The sequence below is a fragment of the Kitasatospora saccharophila genome (genome assembly GCF_039529925.1).
In the GTDB taxonomy this organism is placed as follows: domain Bacteria; phylum Actinomycetota; class Actinomycetes; order Streptomycetales; family Streptomycetaceae; genus Kitasatospora; species Kitasatospora saccharophila.
The window spans coordinates 11,825-31,954 of record NZ_BAAANS010000080.1 but is presented as its reverse complement, the minus strand read 5'-3'; the positions used below and the strand labels follow the sequence as shown (position 1 = coordinate 31,954).

The 20,130-nt window shown below is 74.1% G+C and carries 17 protein-coding genes and 1 pseudogene; 14 read left to right on the top strand and 4 right to left on the bottom strand.

The window, feature by feature from the left end:
* From ABD345_RS35765 to ABD345_RS35725, 10 genes and pseudogenes are all read left to right on the top strand, one after another.
* A pseudogene (locus ABD345_RS35765) lies at nt 1-779 on the top strand (hypothetical protein); the annotation flags it as partial.
* Between the two features lie 95 nt (nt 780-874).
* Nucleotides 875-1,381 carry a GNAT family N-acetyltransferase gene (locus tag ABD345_RS35760; protein WP_344558437.1) on the top strand — a complete coding sequence of 169 codons (507 nt, stop codon included), beginning with the start codon at nt 875-877 and terminating at the stop codon, nt 1,379-1,381.
* Between the two features lie 85 nt (nt 1,382-1,466).
* The gene (locus ABD345_RS35755; RefSeq protein WP_344558435.1) at nt 1,467-1,811 is read left to right on the top strand and encodes a hypothetical protein; all 345 of its coding nucleotides are present in this window, start codon (nt 1,467-1,469) and stop codon (nt 1,809-1,811) included.
* Between the two features lie 25 nt (nt 1,812-1,836).
* The gene (locus ABD345_RS40390; RefSeq protein WP_380276166.1) at nt 1,837-2,121 is read left to right on the top strand and encodes a hypothetical protein; all 285 of its coding nucleotides are present in this window, start codon (nt 1,837-1,839) and stop codon (nt 2,119-2,121) included.
* 31 nt (nt 2,122-2,152) lie between these two features.
* On the top strand, nt 2,153-2,986 hold the full coding sequence (locus ABD345_RS35750; RefSeq protein ID WP_344558433.1) for an ATP-grasp domain-containing protein: 834 nt from the start codon (nt 2,153-2,155) through the stop codon (nt 2,984-2,986).
* Between the two features lie 80 nt (nt 2,987-3,066).
* On the top strand, nt 3,067-3,480 hold the full coding sequence (locus tag ABD345_RS35745) for a RidA family protein (protein ID WP_344558431.1): 414 nt from the start codon (nt 3,067-3,069) through the stop codon (nt 3,478-3,480).
* 187 nt (nt 3,481-3,667) lie between these two features.
* Nucleotides 3,668-4,990, top strand: coding sequence for a cytochrome P450 (locus ABD345_RS35740; protein ID WP_344558429.1), 1,323 nt, complete (start codon nt 3,668-3,670; stop codon nt 4,988-4,990).
* Entirely contained in the window at nt 4,987-5,223 is a 237-nt protein-coding gene (locus ABD345_RS35735; protein ID WP_344558427.1) for a ferredoxin, read from the top strand. The genes ABD345_RS35740 and ABD345_RS35735 overlap by 4 nt, the downstream gene beginning before the upstream one ends.
* A gap of 257 nt (nt 5,224-5,480) precedes the next feature.
* Nucleotides 5,481-6,128, top strand: a complete 648-nt coding sequence (locus ABD345_RS35730; protein ID WP_344558442.1) for a GntR family transcriptional regulator — start codon at nt 5,481-5,483, stop codon at nt 6,126-6,128.
* 121 nt (nt 6,129-6,249) lie between these two features.
* On the top strand, nt 6,250-7,113 hold the full coding sequence (locus tag ABD345_RS35725) for an SCO6745 family protein (protein WP_344558425.1): 864 nt from the start codon (nt 6,250-6,252) through the stop codon (nt 7,111-7,113).
* A gap of 89 nt (nt 7,114-7,202) precedes the next feature.
* On the opposite strand, the gene ABD345_RS35720 is transcribed toward ABD345_RS35725, so the two are convergent.
* The 4 genes from ABD345_RS35720 to ABD345_RS35700 all read right to left on the bottom strand — a co-directional run bounded on the left by ABD345_RS35720 (nt 7,203) and on the right by ABD345_RS35700 (nt 14,097).
* On the bottom strand, nt 7,203-8,252 hold the full coding sequence (locus ABD345_RS35720; protein WP_344558421.1) for a LacI family DNA-binding transcriptional regulator: 1,050 nt from the start codon (nt 8,250-8,252) through the stop codon (nt 7,203-7,205).
* 155 nt (nt 8,253-8,407) lie between these two features.
* The gene (locus tag ABD345_RS35715; RefSeq protein WP_344558419.1) at nt 8,408-8,986 is read right to left on the bottom strand and encodes a hypothetical protein; all 579 of its coding nucleotides are present in this window, start codon (nt 8,984-8,986) and stop codon (nt 8,408-8,410) included.
* Between the two features lie 102 nt (nt 8,987-9,088).
* Complete coding sequence (locus ABD345_RS40385) at nt 9,089-10,486, bottom strand: DUF1996 domain-containing protein (protein ID WP_425556937.1); 1,398 nt, start codon at nt 10,484-10,486, stop codon at nt 9,089-9,091.
* A gap of 143 nt (nt 10,487-10,629) precedes the next feature.
* Nucleotides 10,630-14,097: a galactose-binding domain-containing protein gene (locus ABD345_RS35700; RefSeq protein ID WP_344558417.1), complete on the bottom strand. Its 3,468-nt coding sequence runs from the start codon at nt 14,095-14,097 to the stop codon at nt 10,630-10,632.
* A 304-nt stretch (nt 14,098-14,401) separates the two neighbouring features.
* Between ABD345_RS35700 and ABD345_RS35695 the strand changes: the two genes are divergently transcribed.
* The 4 genes from ABD345_RS35695 to ABD345_RS35680 all read left to right on the top strand — a co-directional run bounded on the left by ABD345_RS35695 (nt 14,402) and on the right by ABD345_RS35680 (nt 20,113).
* Nucleotides 14,402-15,712: an ABC transporter substrate-binding protein gene (locus tag ABD345_RS35695; RefSeq protein WP_344558416.1), complete on the top strand. Its 1,311-nt coding sequence runs from the start codon at nt 14,402-14,404 to the stop codon at nt 15,710-15,712.
* 98 nt (nt 15,713-15,810) lie between these two features.
* On the top strand, nt 15,811-16,773 hold the full coding sequence (locus ABD345_RS35690) for a carbohydrate ABC transporter permease (RefSeq protein WP_344558415.1): 963 nt from the start codon (nt 15,811-15,813) through the stop codon (nt 16,771-16,773).
* Nucleotides 16,770-17,636: a carbohydrate ABC transporter permease gene (locus ABD345_RS35685; RefSeq protein WP_344558414.1), complete on the top strand. Its 867-nt coding sequence runs from the start codon at nt 16,770-16,772 to the stop codon at nt 17,634-17,636. Before ABD345_RS35690 ends, ABD345_RS35685 begins: the two co-directional genes overlap by 4 nt.
* Nucleotides 17,633-20,113: a glycoside hydrolase family 3 C-terminal domain-containing protein gene (locus tag ABD345_RS35680; RefSeq protein WP_344558413.1), complete on the top strand. Its 2,481-nt coding sequence runs from the start codon at nt 17,633-17,635 to the stop codon at nt 20,111-20,113. The genes ABD345_RS35685 and ABD345_RS35680 overlap by 4 nt, the downstream gene beginning before the upstream one ends.
* The last annotated feature ends 17 nt before the right edge of the window (nt 20,114-20,130 follow it).

Here is a 20,130-nt window from a genome sequence, read left to right as displayed (position 1 = left end):
GGCCGCCGCCGACCGTCCCCGCGCCCGCCGCGCCCCCGCCGCCGCCCGCCCCGCCGTCCGCGAGCCCGTCCGCGCCCCCGGCTGCAACCCCGTTCGCGGCGCCGCCCACCGCCCCGGGACTGCCGCCCGTCCCGCCCGCGCCGCCCGGCGCTCCGGTCTACCCCGGGCTGCCTCCGGTCGGTGCGCCGGTCGATCCGGCGGTGCTGGCCAAGCGCAAGCGGATCGCCCTGGGGGTGGGCGCGGTCGTGGTGGTGGGCGGCCTGATCCTGCTGGGGACGCAGCTGTTCGGCGGCGACGACGTCCCGGTGCTGCCGGGTTCGGTGGAGGGCGAGACGCTCCGGGCCGGTTCGGCGCGGGGCGACCTCCCGGACTGGGAGGAGATGTCCACCGGCATCACCATGATGGGCGTGCGGGACGTCCAGGCGGCGCTGTACGGCTCGGTGCCGGAGGCCGAGGCCGACTCCCCGATCAACGGCAACGACCGCAAGGAGCGCTGGAGCGTGATCATCGGCAAGTCCAGCCCGGAGTTCCGGAGCCGGCTCCCGCTCCTGGTCGACTCCAGCGGGGGCGACCACCCGCACGTCGTCGCCTCGGGCATCGGCGGGACGATGTACTGCAACGGCTACGACCCGGAGGACAGCCCGCGCACCCGGGCCACCGAGGACATCACCTGCCTGTGGGCGGACGGCGAGTACATGATCGCCGTGACCGGCACGGGCGTCGACGAGAACCTGCCGCCCAAGGTCCTGGAGCGCGTCCGCTCCGGCCACGAGCACTGACGCCCGACGACGACGGCCGTGACCACCCGCCCGCGGACCGGGTGGCCACGGACCGGGTGGCCCCGGCCGCGGCCGGGGTCGCGCACAATGGGGTGGTGCGCACACGTGAGGTCCGGGTCGGGGAACTGCCGCTGCTCCAGGAGATCGAACGGGCGGCGGGCGAGTGCTTCCGCGAGGTCGGGATGGCCGCGGTCGCGGACGACGAGCCGCCCTCCGTCGCGGAGTTGACCCCGTTCCTGGCCGCCGGCCTGGCCTGGGTCGCGGTGGACGACGAGGACCGCCCGGCCGGCTACCTGCTGGCCGAGCGGATCGACGGCGCGCTGCACGTCGAACAGGTCTCGGTGCACCCCGCGCACGCCCGCCGGGGCATCGGACGGACCCTGCTGGAGCACGCCGCCGCGCGGGCCCGGGCCGAGGGGCTGCCCGCCCTGACGCTGACCACCTTCGCCGACGTCCCGTGGAACGCCCCGTACTACGCCCGCTGCGGCTTCCGCCCGGTGCCGGACGACGCCCTCGGCCCCGGCCTGCGCGAGGTCCGGGCCCGCGAGGCGGCCCACGGGCTGGACCGCTGGCCGCGCCTGGTGATGCGCCGCGAACTGTGACGCGGACCGCGAGCCGTCCGCGCACCGGCGGGCGGCGCGTTTTCGGGGTGCGGACGGTCCGTGCGCGCTGTTACCGTCGCGTCCCGTGAACGAGGAGGAACGACCGCCGCTGCTGCGCGAGGTGTACCCCGACCTGGTCGAGGAACTGGCCGGGCTGCTGCTGGCCGAGGGCGAGGCCGCGCTGGCGGCCGGGGTCCGGGAACTGCGGCTCGTCGCGCCCTGCACCTGCGGGGACGGTTCCTGCCGGAGCTTCCGCACCGCGGCGCACGCCCCCGGCACGCCGTACGGCCCCGGCCACCGCTGCGTGCCACTGCTCCCGGAGCGGGGCCTCCTGACGCTGGACGTGGTCGACGAGCGCGTCGTGTACGTCGAGGTGCTCCACCGCCCGGAGTTGCGCGACGCCCGGCCGCCCGCCGCCCCGGCCCCCTGACGACCGGCGCCGCCTCCCGGGCCGCCTGGCCCGGCGGGCCGGGCGGCTCGACCCGTCCTGGGACCCGCTGCACGTCCTGGTCCTGCTCAACCGGCTCGCCACCGCCCGGGCCGGAGAGTCCGAGTTCCTGCCCGCCGACGCCGAGCAGCGCGCCGCCTTCCCGGCCGAGCGCCGGGCCGTGGTGATCGCCGCCGTCCAACACCTCTTCCCGGCCGCCACGGCCGACCCGTCCGCCACCGTCCGCCACCGTCCGCCACCGGCTGATCCGTCCGCCCCCGTCGGCGCTGGCGCCCGGGAAAACCCCTGGTGAGCGGCGTCCGGCGGCTGGCATGCTCACCTGCATGTCCAGCACCCTGCTCCTCGCTCCCCGGATCAACGAGACCGGCCTGCAACTGCGCACCGCCGCCGGGCGGCGCGGGCTGCGGGCGTTCACCGCCGCTTCCTGGCGGGCGCCGCACGAGCTGACCGGGACGCCGGTCCACCTGTACGGCGGGCCGCTGTTCGCCGATGCGGTCGGGCGGGAGCTGGGGATCGCCCCGCTGGAGCCCGCCGACGGCTGGCTGGCCGCGCTGCCGCGCCGGGTGACCGGCCGTCGGGTCGAGTTGACCACGCTCGCCGAGGCGCGCGGGCGCTCGGGTCCGGCCTTCGTGAAGGCTCCGGCCGACAAGCACTTCGCCGCCCGGGTGTACCGGGACGGCGCCGAGCTCCCCGGGCCCGAACTGCTGGACGGCGAAACGCCGGTGCTGGTCAGCGAGGTGGTCCGGTTCGTCTCGGAGTACCGCCTGTTCGTCCTGGACGGTGCGGTGCGCTCCGCCTCCCGCTACGCCCTGGACGGCGAACTCGCCATCGCCCCAACGGGATCGGACGACGCGGGATCGGACGACGCGGGATCGGACGGCGCGGGGCCGGACGGCGCGGAGCTGCTGGCGTTCGCCGCCGACGTGCTGGCCGCGGCCACCGGCCCGGCCGCGCTGCCGAGCGCCGCCGTGGTCGACCTCGGCCGCACCGAGTCGGGTTGGGCCGTCGTGGAGGCCAACGCGGCCTGGGCGAGCGGCGGTTACGCCTGCGACCCGGACGCCGTACTGGACGTGGTGCTGCGCGCGGCCGGTCCGCTCGGCGAACTGCGGCCCGCTGACCGGCCGTTCCTGCGCCCGCTGCCCGAGGTCGTCGACTGAGCCCCGCCCGCCGCACCGGGCCCGCACCGTCCGCGGGAACCGGGTGCGCCCGGCGCCCGGCGCGGGTGAGGATGGGCGGCATGAGCACTCCTCACCTCACTGACATCAGCGAGCCGCCGGGCGTCGCGCCGGGCACGGGCTACACGCAGGTGGTCACCGGCACCGGCCGGCTGGTCCAGGTCTCCGGGCAGGTCGCCTTCGACGAGCACGGCGAACTGGTCGGCCCGGGCGATCCGGAAGCGCAGGCCGGGCAGGTGTTCGAGAACCTGCGGCGCTGCCTGGCGGCGGCCGGGGCCGGGTTCGCGGACGTCGTGAAGTTCACCGTCTTCGTCACCGACGTGGCGTACCTGCCCGCCGTCCGCAAGGCCCGGGACGAGCACGTGGACACCGCGCGGCCCCCGGCGAGTTCGGCCGTCCAGGTGGCGGCGCTGTTCCGCCCGGACGTGCTGATCGAGGTCGAGGCGCTGGCCGTGGTCGCCGCCCCGGTCGGCTGAGCCGTCCGGAACAACCGCGCCGTTCGCACCAACTTCCTTGATTCGAACGCCAGTTGGAGTTTTCTGCCGGGGCGGCGGTGGCTGGTTTGCGTCCTACGCGCGGGCCGGACGGCCGCATACGGTCGGAGGTGAGGGGCCGCCGCCCGGCGGCGGCCCCGGCCCCGCAGGCGTCCCACCAGGAGGACCGATGACCGCCGAACCGACCACCGACCCGACCGGCGCGCGCCCGGCGGCGCCGAACGCGCCGACGGCGGCGACCGTGCCGCTGGTGCCGCTGCACTGCCTGCTGCGCTCCGAGGCCGGTCCGCCCCGGCTGGCCGCGCTGCCGACCGGGACGCCGGTGTGGGTGCTGACCCGGCACGCGGACGTCCGGCAGGCGCTCGCCCACCCGGACCTGGGCCGGTCCTCGCTGTACGCGCCGGACGCCCCGCCGACCGTGCTGACGCCGAACATCCTGGACGACCCGTCCTCGATCCTGAACAGCGACGGGCCCGAGCACCAGGCGATCCGCCGCACCGTGCAACGCGCTTTCACGCCACGGGCGGTGGAGCGCTGGCGGCCCTGGGTGGACGGGGTGGTGCGCGAACTGGTGGGCGAGCTGGTCGCGTCCGGTTCGCCCGCCGAGGTGGTCGGGGCGCTCACCAAGCCGCTGCCGGTGCGGGTGATCAGCCGGCTGATGGAGCTGGAGGGGCTGGACACCGAGCGGCTGGGCCACTGGAGCGACCACGCGTTGTCGACCACGGCGTACAGCGCCGAGGAGATCGCGGTGGCGATCCGGGAGTTCGGCGAGTTCGGGCACCAGCTGGTGGTGGAGCGGCGGAAGAACCCGGGCGAGGACCTGGTCAGCTCGCTGGTGCAGGCCGCCGACCAGACCGGCGGCATGACGGAGGCCCAGATCACCTCGCTCACCATCGGGCTGGTGATCGCCGGGCACGAGACCACCATGACGAGTTTCGGCAACGCGCTGGTCTACCTGCTCGATCCGGACCGCGCGGAGCACCCGGGCCACCCGGAGCACCCGGACCGCACCGGGGCGACGGACCGCACCGGCCCGGCGGAGCGGGACGCCGGGGCCTGGCGGCGGATCGGCGCGGACCTCGCCGCCGCGGCCGCCGCGACCGAGCAGATCCTGCGCACCGTCCCGCTCGGCGACCGCACCAACGCGCCCGGCCAGCTGCGCCGGGCCACCGCCGACCTGGAGATCGGCGGAGTCACCATCCCGGCGGGCGCGATCGTCGCCGCCGACACCACCGCCGCCAACGCCGACCCGGAGGTCTACCCGCCGGGCCCGCTCGACCTGTTCGCCCCGCTCGGCACCCCGTCGCTGACCTTCGGCGCCGGACCGCACCACTGCCTGGGCGCCTGGCTGGCCCGGATGGAGCTGGAGCTCGGCCTGCACCACCTCGCCCGCGCCCTGCCCGACCTGCGGCTGGCCACCCCCGTCGACCGGATCGAGTGGCGCACCGGCCTGCTCACCCGCAGCCCGCTGCGCCTGGAGGTGGCCTGGTGAGCGACGCCCCGCAGCTGGTCGTGGCGGTCGACCAGGCCCGCTGCATCGGCAGCGGCCTGTGCGCCCGCACGGCCCCCGCCGACCTCGCCCTCGCCCCCAACGGCCGCGCCCTGCCCACCCGTCCGGCCACCGGGGGCTCGGCGGAACTGACCGAGGCCGCCGAGATGTGCCCGGTCGAGGCCATCACCGTCCGCGACGCCACCACCGGAGCCCTGGTCGCCCCCGTCTGGTGACCCCGGCCGCGCCGGCCACGCGCCGGCCGCCCCCGACGCCCGTACGCCGCCAGACCCGCACCGGGGCGGCGGAGTGCGGGCGTCGGCGTTCCGCGCCCGGCCCCTCGCCTCCACCGTACGATCGATCACGGAATCGATAATCGATTATTTCTTCGATCGTCTATCATTTCCGCATGGCCTCGAAACCCGACCGCAGCGCCCCGCTCCCCACCGAGCCGCCCGAGCAGCTTGAGCAGCACGAGCCGCCCGAGAAGCAGATGCTCTCCGAGCAGGCCCACGCCCGCCTGCGGGACGCGATCATGCGCGGGGACCACGCCCCGGGCGAGGCGCTCAAGCCCCAGGCCCTCGCCCGGGAGCAGGGCGTGAGCCTGGCCGTCGTCCGCGAGGCGCTCGTCCGGCTGGTCGGCGAGGGCCTCGCCGACCGGCTGCCCAACCGCGGCTTCGCCGTCCCGGCCCTCTCCGACCGCCGCTGGCAGGAGGTCGCGGAGGCCCGCCGGACGGTCGAACCGGCCGTGCTGCGGATGAGCGTCGAACGCGGCGACCTCGACTGGGAGGCCCGCGTGCGCAGCGCGCACCACCGGCTGGCCCGCACGCCGGAGTACCTGCCGCAGGAGGGCCGGAACTACAGCGACGCCTGGGCCGAGGCGCACCGGGTCTTCCACCGCACCCTGCTGGAGGGGTGCGGCAACCCCGTCCTGCTGGAGACCTTCGACCGCCTGTGGACCGCGAGCGAACTGGCCCGCCGCTGGTCGGCGCACCGCACTCCCGAACGGGACGCGGTCGCGGAGCACCGCGCCCTGGAGGAGGCGGCACTCGCCCGCGACGCCGACGCCGCGGCCGCCCTCCTGACCCGGCACCTCGGCCGGACCGCGGCCGGACTCCAGCCCGACCCACCGACCGACTGACTGACCGATCACCCGTCCGGGTGACGAAGCGTCCGCCCGACCCACCGACCGATCACCCGTCCGGCTGACAGACCGTCCGCCCGACCCACCGCCCCACCGAAAAGCACCGGAGCACCACCACATGACCACCATCGAGGCGCCCGCGGGCCGCCGCTGCCACCACGCCGTCAACCCCCTGCACACCGCGGGCTACTTCGCGCCCGAGCCGCAGGACGAGTACGCGGCGCTCGGACTGGAACCCGGGGCCGTGTCCTACCTCGCGGGCCGCGCCGCGCCGCTCGGGGCCGTCGGCCCGGGGACCGTCACGGCGGCGTTCTACAACTTCGACCACGAGCACGTGCGGCGGCACCTCCCCGCCGCCTGGGCCGTCACCACGCCGGAGGCGGTGCTCGCGGCCCGGCTGCGCGGCGCGGACCGGACGCTCCGGCGGCTGCTCGGGCCGGAGGCGATCGCCTCCGCGCGGATGGCCGAGGCCGCCGGACTCGCGCTGCGCGCCGCCGAAGCCGGCCACCGGGAGGGGCGGCCGCTGTACGCCGCCAACGCCGACCTCCCGGTGCCGGAGGAACCGCACCTGGCCCTGTGGCACGCCGCGACGCTGCTGCGCGAGCACCGGGGCGACGGCCACCTCGTCGCCCTGGCGGTCGCCGAGCTGTCCGGCCTCGAAGCGCTGGTCCTGCACAACGCGACCGGTACGGGGCCGACTTCGGCGCTGCTCAAGCGGACCCGCGGGTGGTCCGCGCAGCAGTGGGACGCCGCCCGGGACCGACTGCGCGCCCGCGGACTGCTGGACGGGGCGGGCGAGCTCACCCCGGCGGGCGCGGCCCTGCGCGACGAGGCCGAGGCGCTCACCGACCGCCTGGACGCCGCCCCGTACGCCCACCTCGGGCCGACCGCCACCGACCGCCTGACCGAACTGGCCGGCGAGTTCTCCCGCACCCTCCGGGCCGCGGGCGCCTTCCCCGCGGGGAGCTTCGGCCGGGGCTGAGCCCCGGAGGTCCGCCGCCCTCCCGACCGACCGCCGTCCGCTCGGACGCCCCGCCGCTCGGACGCCCCGCCGCTCAGGCGGACTGGCGCTCAGGCGGACTGGCGCTCGATCAGGGTCGGTTCGAACAGGACGGTGGTGGCGGCGCGGCCCGGTCGGGCGAGGTGGTCGAGCAGGACGCGGGTCATCTCGGCGGCCATCTCCTCGACCGGCTGGCGGACGGTGGTGAGGTGGGGCCGGCCGGCCGTCGCGGCGGAGGAGTCGTCGAAGCCGATCACCGCGATGTCCTCGGGGACGCGTCGCCGGTGGTCGGCCAGGACGGCCAGGGCGCCCTGGGCCATCAGGTCGTTGGCGGCGAAGACGCCGTCCAGGTCGGGGTAGCGGCGCAGCAGCGAGGTCATCGCGCGCTCGCCGTCCTCGCGGGTGAAGTCGCCTTCGACGTGCGGGAGTTGGTGGATGCCGTGGTCGGCCATGGCTTCCCGGAAGCCGGAGAGGCGGTCGCGGGCGGCGCGGACGCCGAGCGGGCCGGAGATGGCGGCGACCCGGTGCCGGCCGCGGGCGGTGAGGTGGTCGGCGGCGATCCGGCCGCCCTCGCGGTTGTCGAGGTCGACGCAGGAGAGCGAGAGCGGCGTCGGGGGGCGGCCGAACAGGACGGTGGGGATGCCGGCGGCGAGCAGCTGGGCGGGGAGCGGGTCGCGGCTGTGGGTGGAGACGACCATGGCGCCGTCGGCGTTGCCCTGCCGCAGGTAGGTGAGTGCCTTGTCGCGGGCTTCGGCGCTGTCGGCGAGCATCAGGACGGGGTGCAGGTCGAGCGGGCGCAGGCCGGTGAAGACGCCGCTGACGACGCGTCCGAAGAACGGGTCGGCGAAGATCTCGCCGCCGACGTGGTGGTCGGGGGTCTCGGGGGCGTCGCTGCCGGAGATGACCAGGGCGAGGGCTCCGGTGCGCCGGGTGACCAGGGAGCGGGCGGCGCTGTTGGGGACGTAGCCGGTGCGGGCGATGGCCTGCCGGACGGCTTCCTGGATGGCGGGGTCGACGTTGCGGACGCCGTTGATGACGCGGGAGACGGTGGCCCGGGAGACGCCCGCGACCCGCGCCACGTCCTCCAGGGTGCTGGCGCGCTTGAGGGCTTCGCTGCTCATGAGGCCCTTTATAGCACGCTGGGAGAGCGCTCTCCCAGTGCGTTCCGCAGCCTGGTCCGCGGCGCGCCCGACCGCCCGTTCCAGGGCGGGGCGGGGCCCGCGACCGGGGGCGTTCCCCCGGTCGCGGCCCAGTGGCGGCAGTTGCCCGCGTCCGGTCACGAACTGTGCTCCTGCCAGCAGATCATGACGGTGGTGGCGGTCATCACGGCGACGTCGGCGCGGCTGCGCGGCGGGGTGCCGAAGGTCTCGGGCAGCTTGGCGACGTCGACGGTGAGCACGAAGCTGTCCTTGCGGACCACGGTGGTGCCGTCGGCGCGCTTGTAGGCGGCCTCGCCGAGGCCGTTCAGGTCGGTGACGGCGCCGGCGCTGCCGCGCAGGCCGTCGTACTGGGCGAGGGCGGTGGCGGCGTCGGGGAGCTCCTTGACCGAGAGCGTCATGCTGCCGGCCGGGTAGCGGTACTCGCAGCTGTAGACGCGCTGGGCCCAGGTGGGGGCGAGCGGCTGGGTGATGTCGGTGCCGAGGGCGCCGGCGAGTTCCTGCCGGAAGTACGGGTTGCAGATCATCGAGGTGGCGTCGGAGGGCCGGTCGGGCGCGCTGGACGAGGGCGCCGCGGCGGACGGGCTCGCGGACGCGTTCGCGGGCGGCGGCGCGGCGGCGGGGGCCGCGGCGGACCCGCAGCCGACGGCGGCGAGCAGGGGCAGCAGGAGCAGCGCGGCGGTGCGGCGAAGCCTCATCGGTGGTCCTCCGTGGGGTGGGGCGCGGGCCGGCCCCGCCGCCGGACGTGGGGGTCCGTGGCGGCGGGGCCGGTGTTCCGCGGTGTGGCTACGGCTCAGGGCTTACGGCAGAAGGTACTGCTCGTTGAGCGCCGCGCCCTTGCCGGGCTGGTTCTGGTCGTAGCCGCGGGGGTCGCACTGCAGGCCACCGACGATGCAGTGGTTGACCATCGCGGCCAGGGTCGGAGCGTCCCAGGCGTTGAAGAAGTCGTAGTGGAAGGAGAAGCCCCGTCCGCTGGAGAGGTGGAGCTGGGCGAGGTGGTCCAGGTTGGCCGGGAAGGCCATCTTGAACTCGATCATCGGCAGCGCGACCGGGTGGTCGGCGGGGCAGACGCCGTCGATGGGGTAGGCCATGTGGCTCTTGTGGTCGGGGGTGTCCAGGTACAGGCCGTTCCAGCAGCTGGGGGCCTGGAAGCGGACGCCGATCTGGCCGCCGCCGGGGCACTCGGTGGGCAGGTCGGAGGTGCGGTAGCTGGTGCCGCACTCCCAGCCGGCCACGTACCCGGGGTGGGTGGCGAAGTCGGTGGCGCTGTCGTTCGGGCTGGCGACGACGAACCGCAGGCCGGCCGGGAACGGGCGGACGGCGGTGTAGTCGTTGATGCCGCTCTTGTAGTAGATGGTCTGCAGGCCGACCGGGTCGACGGGGGTGTTGCCGTCGTACATGGTGGGCATCCAGTAGCCGGACTTGTCGCCGGGGGCGAGGCAGCTGGTGGTGCTGGCCTGCAGCGACTCCAGGGTGGAGTTGGCGTTGGTGTTGAGGGCGCCCATGAAGGTGTGCATGTGGGAGGCGCCGGGCTTGCCCGGGTAGACGATCGGGTCGTCGGGCAGGTCGTGGGTGGCGGTGCAGTTGGCCTGGAACTCGTGGAAGTAGGCGTGCGGCGGGTTGCCGGTGGCCGGGGTGGTGCCGGTGACCTGGGGGTTGGCCGGGATGTAGCCGGTGCTGGCCGTGGTGACCTGCCCGTAGACCTTGAACTCCTCCAGCGAGTAGCCGTAGCCGGTGCCGCGCTTGGTGAGGTTGAGCCGGACGTACCGTCCGCTGCCGGCGAGGTCGATCTGCTCGGTGCCGCCGGTGCCGTTGGCCTTGGTGTAGAGGGTGTTCCAGGTGCTGGCGTCGTTGCTGGTCTGCAGCTGGTAGCCGCTGGCGTACGCGGCCTCCCAGTCCAGTTCGACGTGGCTGATGGTGGCGGTGCCGCCCAGGTCGATCTGGACCCACTGGGAGTCGGTCCAGGCGCTGGCCCAGCGGGTGGCGAGGTTGTTGTCGGCGACGGCCGCGGCGGGGAAGTTGGCGCTCTCCACGGACGAGGCGGTGACCGGCTTGGACTGGCTGATCAGCGGGTCGGCCGCGGCGGCCGCCTGCTGGGTGAGGACGCCGCCGGTGAGGGCGCCGGCCGCCAGCAGGGCGGCGACGGTACCGGCGAGCGCGGTGCGGTGGGGCGCGCCGCGCGAGGTGCGGTGTTTCATCGGACCTCCGGAAGAGGAAGGGTGGGTGGGGGGCCCGGTGCCGCGCGGCGCTCCCAGCCGCGCGGCACCGGGGGTCTGTGGGGGGGTGGGGGGCGCCCGGTCCGGTGGCACGGGCCGGACGCCCCTTCGCTACTGGTGGCGGGTCAGGCGTAGACGCCGAACTCGTACATCGAGTAGCCGTAGGCGGTGCCGCGCTGGGTCATGTTGACCCGGACGTAGCGGCCGCTGCCGTTGACGTCGATGTCGTCGATGCCGCCGGTGCCGTTGGCCTGGGTGTAGACCGTGGTCCAGTTGGTGCCGTCGTTGGAGGTCTGGATCTGGTACGCCTTGCCGTACGCGGACTCCCAGCCGAGCTGCACGTGCTTGAACGAGGTGCTCTGGCCCAGGTCGACCTGGAGCCACTGCGGGTCGGCCCACTCGCTGGCCCACCGGGTGGACCAGTTGCCGTCGGTGGTGTTGGACGGCGGGTAGGGGGCGCCGTTGCCGACGGCCTGGTAGGTCGAGGCGGTGGTGGTCTTGCCCTTGGCGACGTTGGTGCCGCTGGGCGTGGGGGCGACGGTCCGGAAGGACTTCGACTCGATGCCGACGTTGCCGTGGCCGTCGTAGGCGTAGACGTAGACCTTCCAGACGCCCAGGGTCTTGGGCGCGGTGGCGGTGAACTGGCCGTCGCCGGTCTGGGTGAAGCGGACCTGGCTGAAGCCGGTGCCGCCGTCCACGTACTTGGAGCTGTAGTACAGCTGGTAGCGGACCAGGTCGCCGTCGGGGTCGGTGGCGGGCGAGCTGACGGTGAAGGTGCCGCCGGCCGGCACGTCGGCGGTCTTGCTCAGCGTCAGGTTCGGCATCACCGGCGGGGTGTTGCCGTCCTTGGCGCTGCCGCCGTAGGACTTGGCGACGGAGTAGTACGCGGGCTGCTTCCAGCCGCCGGGGATCAGGTTGAACCAGGTGCCGCCGAAGTCGTTCTCGGTGCCGTAGTTGAAGATGGTGGCGCCGAGCGCGACGCCGGTGTGGCCGGAGATGCAGTTCCAGGCGCTGGTGTAGCCGTCGCGCTTCTGGGTGTCGGTGGGCTGGGTCGGGACGCCGTTGGCGTCGTTCGGGACCTCCCACTCGCCGGCGTCGCCGGACTCGGTGACGATGTACGGCTTGGTGTAGCCGCCGTTGATCCAGTCCTGCTTGACGTTGCAGACCGCGCCGTAGGAGTTGACGGCCAGCAGGTCGAGGCTGGGGGCGTACTGCTTGTAGTACGGCCAGGCGCCGGTGTAGGCGTCGGTGGAGGTGACCGGGTGGTCGGGGTCGATGGCGTGGATGGCCTGGGTGACCTGCTCGACGAACTGGGCGTAGGCGACGCGCTCCTGCTCCACCGTGGCGCCGTTGTAGGCGTGGTCCTGGGTGGTGAGGATGACCTCGTTGCCGACGTCCCACATCAGGGTGCCGGGGTGGTCCTTGTAGGTGGTCACCCACTGCTTGATGGAGTCGAGGGTGCTGTTCTTGTAGGCGGTGTCGTTGACGTAGTCGGCGCCCTGGTTGAGCCAGAAGCCGTTGACCACCTTGATGCCGTACGCGGCGGCGGCGTCCAGCAGCGGCTTGCTGGCCGCGTCGGTGCCCCAGGTGCGCAGGGTGTTGACGCCCATCGCCTTCAGGTCGCGCATGTGCGCGTCGGCGGTGGACTGGGCCGGGCCCCAGGTGACGCCCTTGAGCTGGTAGGGCTGGCCGTTGACGCTCAGCGCCCAGTTGCCCTGGCCGCCGGTGACCTTGACGGTGTTCTTGCCGGTGGGGACGGCCGGGTCGGTGAGCGCCGCGGGGGCGGTGCCGGTGGTGGTGGCGACGGTGACGGTGCCGATGGACAGCGCGCCGCCGGAGGTGGTGGTGGCGCTGGGCGTGGTGCAGCCGCAGACGCTGTCGGGGAAGGAGCCGCCGATGCCGAGGTTGAAGACCAGCTTGAAGCCGTGGTCGACGGCGTTCTTCCAGTCGGTGGTGCCGACCTGGGACTCGTTGACCTGCCAGATCTGCCGGCCGTCGAGGTACCAGCGGATCTGCTCGTCGCTGACGGTGCGGTCGATGACCTGGCTGTAGGTGTGGTAGTCGCTCTGGCAGCCGGGGCAGGAGGCGAGTCCGCTGGTCATGCCGTTGTACTCGTTGCAGTTGCCGCCGGGGGCGGTGCCGCAGTGCAGGGTGGCGGAGGTCTGGCTGCGGCCGTTGACGTCCTCCAGGATGTCGGTCTCGCCGGTGCCCGGCCAGCCGCCGCTGCGGTCGCCTGCGCCGATGGTGCGGAAGGACGGCCAGTAGCCGGTGCCGTCGGCGACGCCGGGCTGCTTGATCTGCGCGGAGATCAGCAGCTGTCCGCCGGCGGGGGCGGCGAAGTCGCCGCGCTTGCTCTCCACCCGGCCGGAGGTCCAGTTCCCGGCGCCGTCGCGGACGGCGGTCAGGTTGAGGTGGCCGTTGCCGTCGATCGCGACGTTGGCGGGGTTGGCGGTGTCGTTCTGGATCTCGCCGGTGCCCCAGTTGGCGGCGCCGCCGGGCTCCGAGGTGCCGGTGCGGACCGTCCAGTTGGTGGCGGACGGGGCGCTGCCGGAGCCGCCGGCGAAGTTGTCGCTGAAGACGGTGTTCCAGTTGCCGGGCGGGGTGGTGCCGGTGGGGGTCGGCGTCGGGGTCGGCGTCGGGCTGGTGGAGGCGCTGCCGCCGGTGAAGACCTTGAACTCCCAGACGGAGTAGCCGTAGCCGGTGGCCCGGGCGGTGCCGTAGAGCCGGACGTAGCGGGCGGTGCCGGTGAAGTCCTGCTTCTCGGTGCCGCCGGCGCCGTTGGCGGTGGTCCAGGCGTCGTTCCAGTTGGTGCCGTCGGCGGACAGCTGGATCCGGTACGCCTTGGCGTAGGCGCTCTCCCAGGTCACCGAGGTGCCGCAGACGCTCTGCGCGGAGCCGAGGTCGACCTGCAGCCACTGCGGGTCGGCGGCCGCCGAGGACCAGCGGGTGTTCGCGTCGCCGTCGACGGCGTTGGACGCGGGGGTGCCGTAGTTCTCGGTGCTGGAGGCGGTGGCGGTCCTGCCCTGGGCTGCGTTCGCGGTGCCGCAGGGCTGGGCGGCGTCGGCGCCGTAGACCTGGAACTCCCAGAGCGAGTAGCCGTAGCCGGTGGCCCGGGCGGTGCCGTTCATCCGCACGTAGCGGGCGGTGCCGGTGACCGGGACGGTCTCGGTGCCGCCGGCGCCGTTGGCGGTGGTGTACGCGGTGGTCCAGGTGGTGCCGTCGGTGGACAGCTGGATCTGGTAGCCCTTCGCGTACGCCGCCTCCCACTTCAGGGTGACGGAGCTGAGCGCGGCGGGGGCGCCGAGGTCGACCTGCAGCCACTGCGGGTCGGAAGCCGCCGAGGACCAGCGGGTTCCGGTGTCGCCGTCGACCGCGTTGGACGCGGGGGTGCCGTAGTTCTCGGCGCTGGAGGCGATGGCGGTCCTGCCCTGGGAGAGCAGGACGGGGGCGGCCTGGGCCCGGGTGGCGGGCAGCAGCAGGACCAGGGCGGCGACCAGGGCGGCGGCGAGGGCCGCGGCCAGGGTGCGGACGGGGGGTGCGGACGTGGTCGGCCGCGACAGCGGCCGGGGGGTGCGCAGGGGCGGGGCGGGCATCGGGGCTCCCGATCGGGTGGGGTGGGGGCGGCACCGTCGAGGGCCGGTGCCCGGATCAGGGAGAGCGCTCTCTCACTACGCCAGTGATGGTTGCCCCGTTGTTTCATCCGTGTCAAGGGCGGCGACAACTGGTTCGTCAGCGAAACTTCACCAAACCCCAGGTGCAACGGTCATATTCTGCGGTTCAACCCCTTGACGGGGGGCGGCTGGAGCGGCCAAGCTCCGGATGCCACCCCGGGAGAGCGCTCTCCCAACGAGAGGGTCCCGGGGCCTCATCACGCCATCCCCCGCGAGGAGCCGTTCCATGCCCGTTTCCCTGCCCCGCACCGGTCCGAGAGGCCGCCTGCTCGCCACCTCGGCACTGCTGGTGCTGGCCCTGACCGCCGTGACCTCCTGCTCCAGCAGCGGCGGCAGCTCGTCCGCGGACGAGGACCCGAACGCCAAGGTCACCCTCACGGTGAACCTGTTCTCCGACTTCGGCTACGCGGACCTGTACAAGGAGTACGAGCAGGCGCACCCGAACGTCACCATCAAGGAGAACCGCGCCGACATGGGCGCGCACCACCAGAACCTGCACGCCCACCTGCTGGCCGGCTCCGGCACCGCCGACATCGAGGCGATCGAGATCGGGCAGGTCGCGGGCTTCCAGCCGGAGGCCGGGAAGTTCCTCAACTTCCTGGACAACGGCGTCAGCAAGGACCAGTGGGTGCCGTCCAAGACCGCCCCCGCCTCCAGCCCGGACGGCAAGGTGCTGTTCGGCCTGGGCACCGACATGGGCGGCATGGCGCTGTGCTACCGCAGCGACCTGTTCCAGGCCGCGGGCCTGCCCACCGACCGCGAGGCGGTCGCCGCGCTGATGAAGGACTGGCCGTCCTACCTGGCCGCCGGCAAGCAGTTCCTCGCCAACAGCCCGAACAAGGACGCCCGCTGGTTCGACAGCGGCGGCAACCTGTTCAGCGCGATCCTGGCCCAGGCCCCGCAGGGCGTCTACGACGCCGACGGCAAGGTCGTGGTCACCTCCAACCCGGCCGTCAAGCAGTCCTTCGACCTGGTGGCCGGCGCCATCAAGGACGGCGAGTCGGCGGGCATCCAGGCGTTCACCCCCGCCTGGGACACCGGTTTCCAGAAGAGCCAGTTCGCCACCGTGGCCTGCCCGGCCTGGATGAGCTACGAGTTCAAGGCCAACCCGCCCACCGACGGCGGCAAGTGGGACATCGCCCGGATCCCCGGCGGCGGCGGCAACTGGGGCGGCTCCTACCTGAGCGTCCCGAAGTCCGGCAAGCACACCAAGGCCGCCGCCGAGCTGGCCAAGTGGCTCACCGCCCCCGAGCAGGAGGCCCGGCTGTTCAAGGAGAAGGGCTACTTCCCCTCCGACCAGGCGCTGTGGACCCAGCCCGACATCGCCGAGCACACCGACCCGCTGTTCAACAACGCCCCGACCGGCAAGATCTTCTCCCAGTCGGCCCGCGACCTGAACCCGCAGCCGCTCGGCGCGCACGGCGCGGAGATCGGCACCGCCCTCGGCAACGCGCTGACCTCCGTCGAGCAGGGCAAGGCCGACCCGGACGGCGCCTGGAAGCAGGCCCTCAAGGACGTCGACAACATCGTCAACTGACGGCCCGCTCCCCCGAACCCGCGGTGCCGGTGCGGACCTGACGCCGCACCGGCACCGCGCCACCCGCCCCGCCCCGTCCCCGCCCCTGGGAGCTCCCCTTGGCCGCATCGACCGCCGCCGCCCGCGGCGCCCGCGCCCCCGCCCGCACCGCCGGCCACCGCTGGCACCGGCTCGACCGCACCGTCTCGCCCTACCTGTACCTCTCGCCGTTCTTCGTGGTCTTCGGCGTCTTCGGCCTGTTCCCGATGCTGTACACCGGCTACGTCTCGTTCACCGCCTGGCGGGCCGACCGCCCCGGCAGCGAGGGCCAGTGGGTCGGCCTGGAGAACTACCGCAAGCTGCTGGACGACCCGTTCTTCTGGAACGCCGTCAAGAACACCCTGGGCATCGGCGTGCTGGCCACCGTCCCGCAACTGCTGCTCGCGCTCGGCCTGGCCCACCTGCTCAACTACCGGATGCGCGGCCGCACCCTGATGCGCCTGGGCGTCCTGCTGCCCAACGTCACCTCGGTGGCCGCCGTCACGCTGATCTTCGTCCAGCTGTTCGGCCGCGACTTCGGCATGGTCAACTGGTTCCTGTCGCTGTTCGGCGTCGACCACATCGACTGGCAGGCCGGCACCCTCTCCTCCTGGTCGGCGATCGCCGCGATCGTCACCTGGCGCTGGACGGGCTACAACGCGCTGCTCTACCTGGCCGCGATGCAGTCGGTGCCGTTCGAGCTGTACGAGGCCGCCGCGCTGGACGGGGCGAGCCGCTGGCGGCAGTTCCGCTCCATCACGATCCCGATGCTGCGGCCGACCATCCTGTTCACCGTCATCGTCTCCACCATCGGCGCGCTCCAGCTGTTCGGCGAGCCGATGCTGTTCAGCCAGCAGCAGGACCCGACCACCGGCGGCTCCCAGCACCAGTTCCAGACCCTGGCCCTGTACTCGTACAACCAGTTCTGGGGCCGCTTCAAGTACGGCTACGGCGCGGCGATCTCCTGGGCGATGTTCCTGCTGATCGTGCTGGTCGCGGTCGTCAACTTCCTGGCCGCGCGCCGGATGCGAGGTGCCGAATGACCACCCCCGCCCTGCCCCGGCGCCGCCGGGCCAAGAGCACCCGGCAGCTGACCGCCGGACGCGGCGTATACGTCGTCCTCGGCGTCGCCGTGCTGCTCTCGCTCTTCCCTCTCTACTGGACGCTGGTCGCGGCCTCCCGCTCCAACACCGAGATCCACCGGATGCCCCCGGTGCTGCTGCCCGGCGGCCGGCTCTGGCACAACATCACCCAGGTGTTCGCCCAGACCGACCTGCGGCTGGCGATGGTCAACTCGCTGATCGTGGCCACCACCGTCACCGTCAGCGTGGTGCTGACCAGCACCCTGGGCGGCTTCGCCTTCGCCAAGCTGCGCTTCCGCGGCCGGGGCCCGCTGCTCGCCTCGGTGGTCGCCACCATGATGGTCCCCACCCAGCTGGGCATCATCCCGCTCTACATCATGATGGCCAACTGGTTCCACTGGGCCGACCACCTCCAGGCGCTGATCGTCCCCGCCGCCGCGAACGCCTTCGGCCTGTTCTTCATGCGCCAGTACCTGATCGGCGCCGTCCCCGACGAACTCCTCGACGCCGGCCGGATGGACGGCTGCACCACCCGCGGCCTGGTCTGGCACGTCGTGCTGCCCGCCGCCCGCCCCGCGATGAGCGTCCTGGGCATGCTCACCTTCATGGCCGCCTGGAACGACTTCTACTGGCCCAAGGTCGTCATGACCCAGCAGAACCCCACCGTCCAGCTCACCCTCTCCGAGCTGGCCAGCGGCTACATCAAGGACTACTCGCTCGTCCTCACCGGCGCCCTGGTCGCCAGCGCGCCCGTTCTCGTCGCATTCCTCCTGATGGGCCGCCAGATCATCGACGGCATCATGCAAGGAGCCACGAAGGGATGACCCAGCTCTCCATGTCACCTCAACTCACTTCCAGCGCACCGCAGTCGGCGCCCCCCGCGGACCACCGGGTGCTCGACCTGGAGCAGAAGGCCCGGCTGGTCTCCGGTGGGGACACCTTCCGCACCAGTGGGGAGCCGGCCGTCGGGATGTACCCGGTGGTCTGTTCGGACGGGCCGGTGGGGGTGCGCGGCGAGCGGTGGGACGAGACGGACACGGCGCTGCTGCTGCCGTGCGCGACCGCGCTGGCCGCGTCCTGGGACGAGGGGCTGGTGGCCCGGATGGGCGGGCTGCTGGCGGCGGAGGCGCGGCGCAAGAACGTGCACGTGGTGCTGGCGCCGACGCTGAACCTGCACCGCTCGCCGCTGGGCGGGCGCAACTTCGAGTGCTTCTCGGAGGACCCGCTGCTGACCGCCCGGATCGGGGCGGCGTACATCGCGGGCGTGCAGGCGCGCGGGGTCGCGGCGACGGCCAAGCACTACGTGGCCAACGACTCGGAGACCGACCGGCTGACGGTGGACGCCCGGGTGGACGCGCGGACGCTGCGCGAGGTGTACCTGGCGCCGTTCGAGGCGGCGGTGCGGGCCGGGGTGTGGGCGGTGATGTCGGCGTACAACCGGGTCAACGGGACGTGGATGGTCGAACACCCGCTGCTGGCCGAGCCGTTGAAGGGCGAGTGGGGCTTCGACGGCCTGGTGGTGTCCGACTGGGGTTCGGTGCACGACGCGGACGGGCCGGGCGCGGCGGCGTGCGACCTGTCGATGCCGGGGCCGAACCCGGCCTGGGGCGCGGCGCTGGCCGCGGCGGTGCGGGCCGGCCGGGTGTCGGCGGCGGCGCTGGACGACAAGGTGGAGCGGCTGCTGCGGCTCGCCGGGCGGGTCGGCGCGTTCGACCCGCCGGCCGCGGGCGGGCAGGCGCCGGTGCCGACCGACCCGGTGACCCGGGGCGCGCTGCGGGCGGCGGCCGTCGCGGGCACCGTGCTGCTGCACAACCCGCAGCGGCTGCTGCCGCTGGACACCGCGGCGCTGCGCCGGGTCGCGGTGCTCGGTCCGAACGCGGCGACGGCCCGGGTGCAGGGCGGCGGCAGCGCCTCGGTGTTCCCGGCCGCGCCGGTCTCGCCGCTGAACGGCCTGCGCGCCGCGCTGGACCCGGCCGTGGAGGTGGTGCACGCCCCGGGGGTGCGCACCAACCTGCGCCCGACGCCGCTGGCGGCCGCGGACTGCGTGCTGCCGGACGGTTCGGCGCCGGGCGTGCTGGTGCGCTACCTGGCGGCCGACGGCTCGGTGGTGCACGCCGAGGCCCGTTCGACCGGGCGGGTGCTGGAGCCGTCCGCGGAGGTCGACCTGGCGCCGGTGCGCACCATCGAGGTGGCGACCCGGTTCACCGCGCCGTCCGCGGGCCGCTGGCGGCTGGGCGTGGTGGGCCTGGGCGCGCTGCGGCTGGAGGCGGACGGGAAGGTGCTGCTGGAGGAGTACGTCGAGCCGCTCTCGGACGACCCGACGTACCTGCACGTGTCGCCCTCGTTCCGGCAGGTCGAGCTGGAGCTGGCGGAGGGCCAGGAGGTGGGGCTGCTGGCCCGGCGGACGGTGGAGGAGCCGCACGGGCGGGTGCTGGTGCTGGCCGCCGACCGGCCGGAGGCCGAACTGGAGCGGGAGTTCGCGCACGCGGTGGAGCTGGCCGCGGCGGCGGACGTCGCGGTGGTGGTGGTCGGCACCACGGACGAGCACGAGAGCGAGGGCTTCGACCGGGCCGGTCTGCGGCTGCCGGGCCGCCAGGACGAGCTGGTGGCGGCGGTCGCGGCGGTGAACCCGCGCACGGTGGTGGTGGTGAACACCGGCAGCCCGGTGCTGCTGCCCTGGCGCGAGCGGGTCGGCGCGGTGCTGACCTGCTGGTTCCCCGGCCAGGAGGGCGGCGACGCGCTGGCCGAGGTGCTGCTGGGCCTGGCCGAGCCGGGCGGGCGGCTGCCCACCACCTGGCCGGACGCCGAGGAGGACTGCCCGGTGTACTCGACCGCCCCGGAGGACGGGCGGCTGGAGTACGCGGAGGGCCTGCACCTGGGCCACCGCGGCTGGCTGCGGGCCGACCGCACCCCCGCGTACTGGTTCGGGCACGGGCTGGGCTGGGGCGAGTGGAGCTACCTGGCGCTGGGCGCGCCCTCGGCCCCGGCGGCGGACGGCTCGCGCACGGTGCGGGTGGTGCTGCGCAACGACGGGCCGCGCCGCTCCCGGGAGACGGTGCAGCTGTACCTGTCCCGGCCGGGTTCGGAGCTGGACCGTCCGGTGCGCTGGCTGGCCGGGTTCGGCGCCGCCGAGGCGGGGCCGGGCGAGCAGGTCGAGGTGGAGCTGGTGCTGCCGGGCCGCGCCCTGGAGCACTGGTCGGTGGCGGAGCACGCCTGGCTGACCGAGCCGGGCACCTTCGTCCTGCGGGCCGGCCCGAACTGCGGCGAACTCCCGCTGGCGGCGGCCCTGTCGGTCGACTGAGGCCGCCGCCCCCCGCG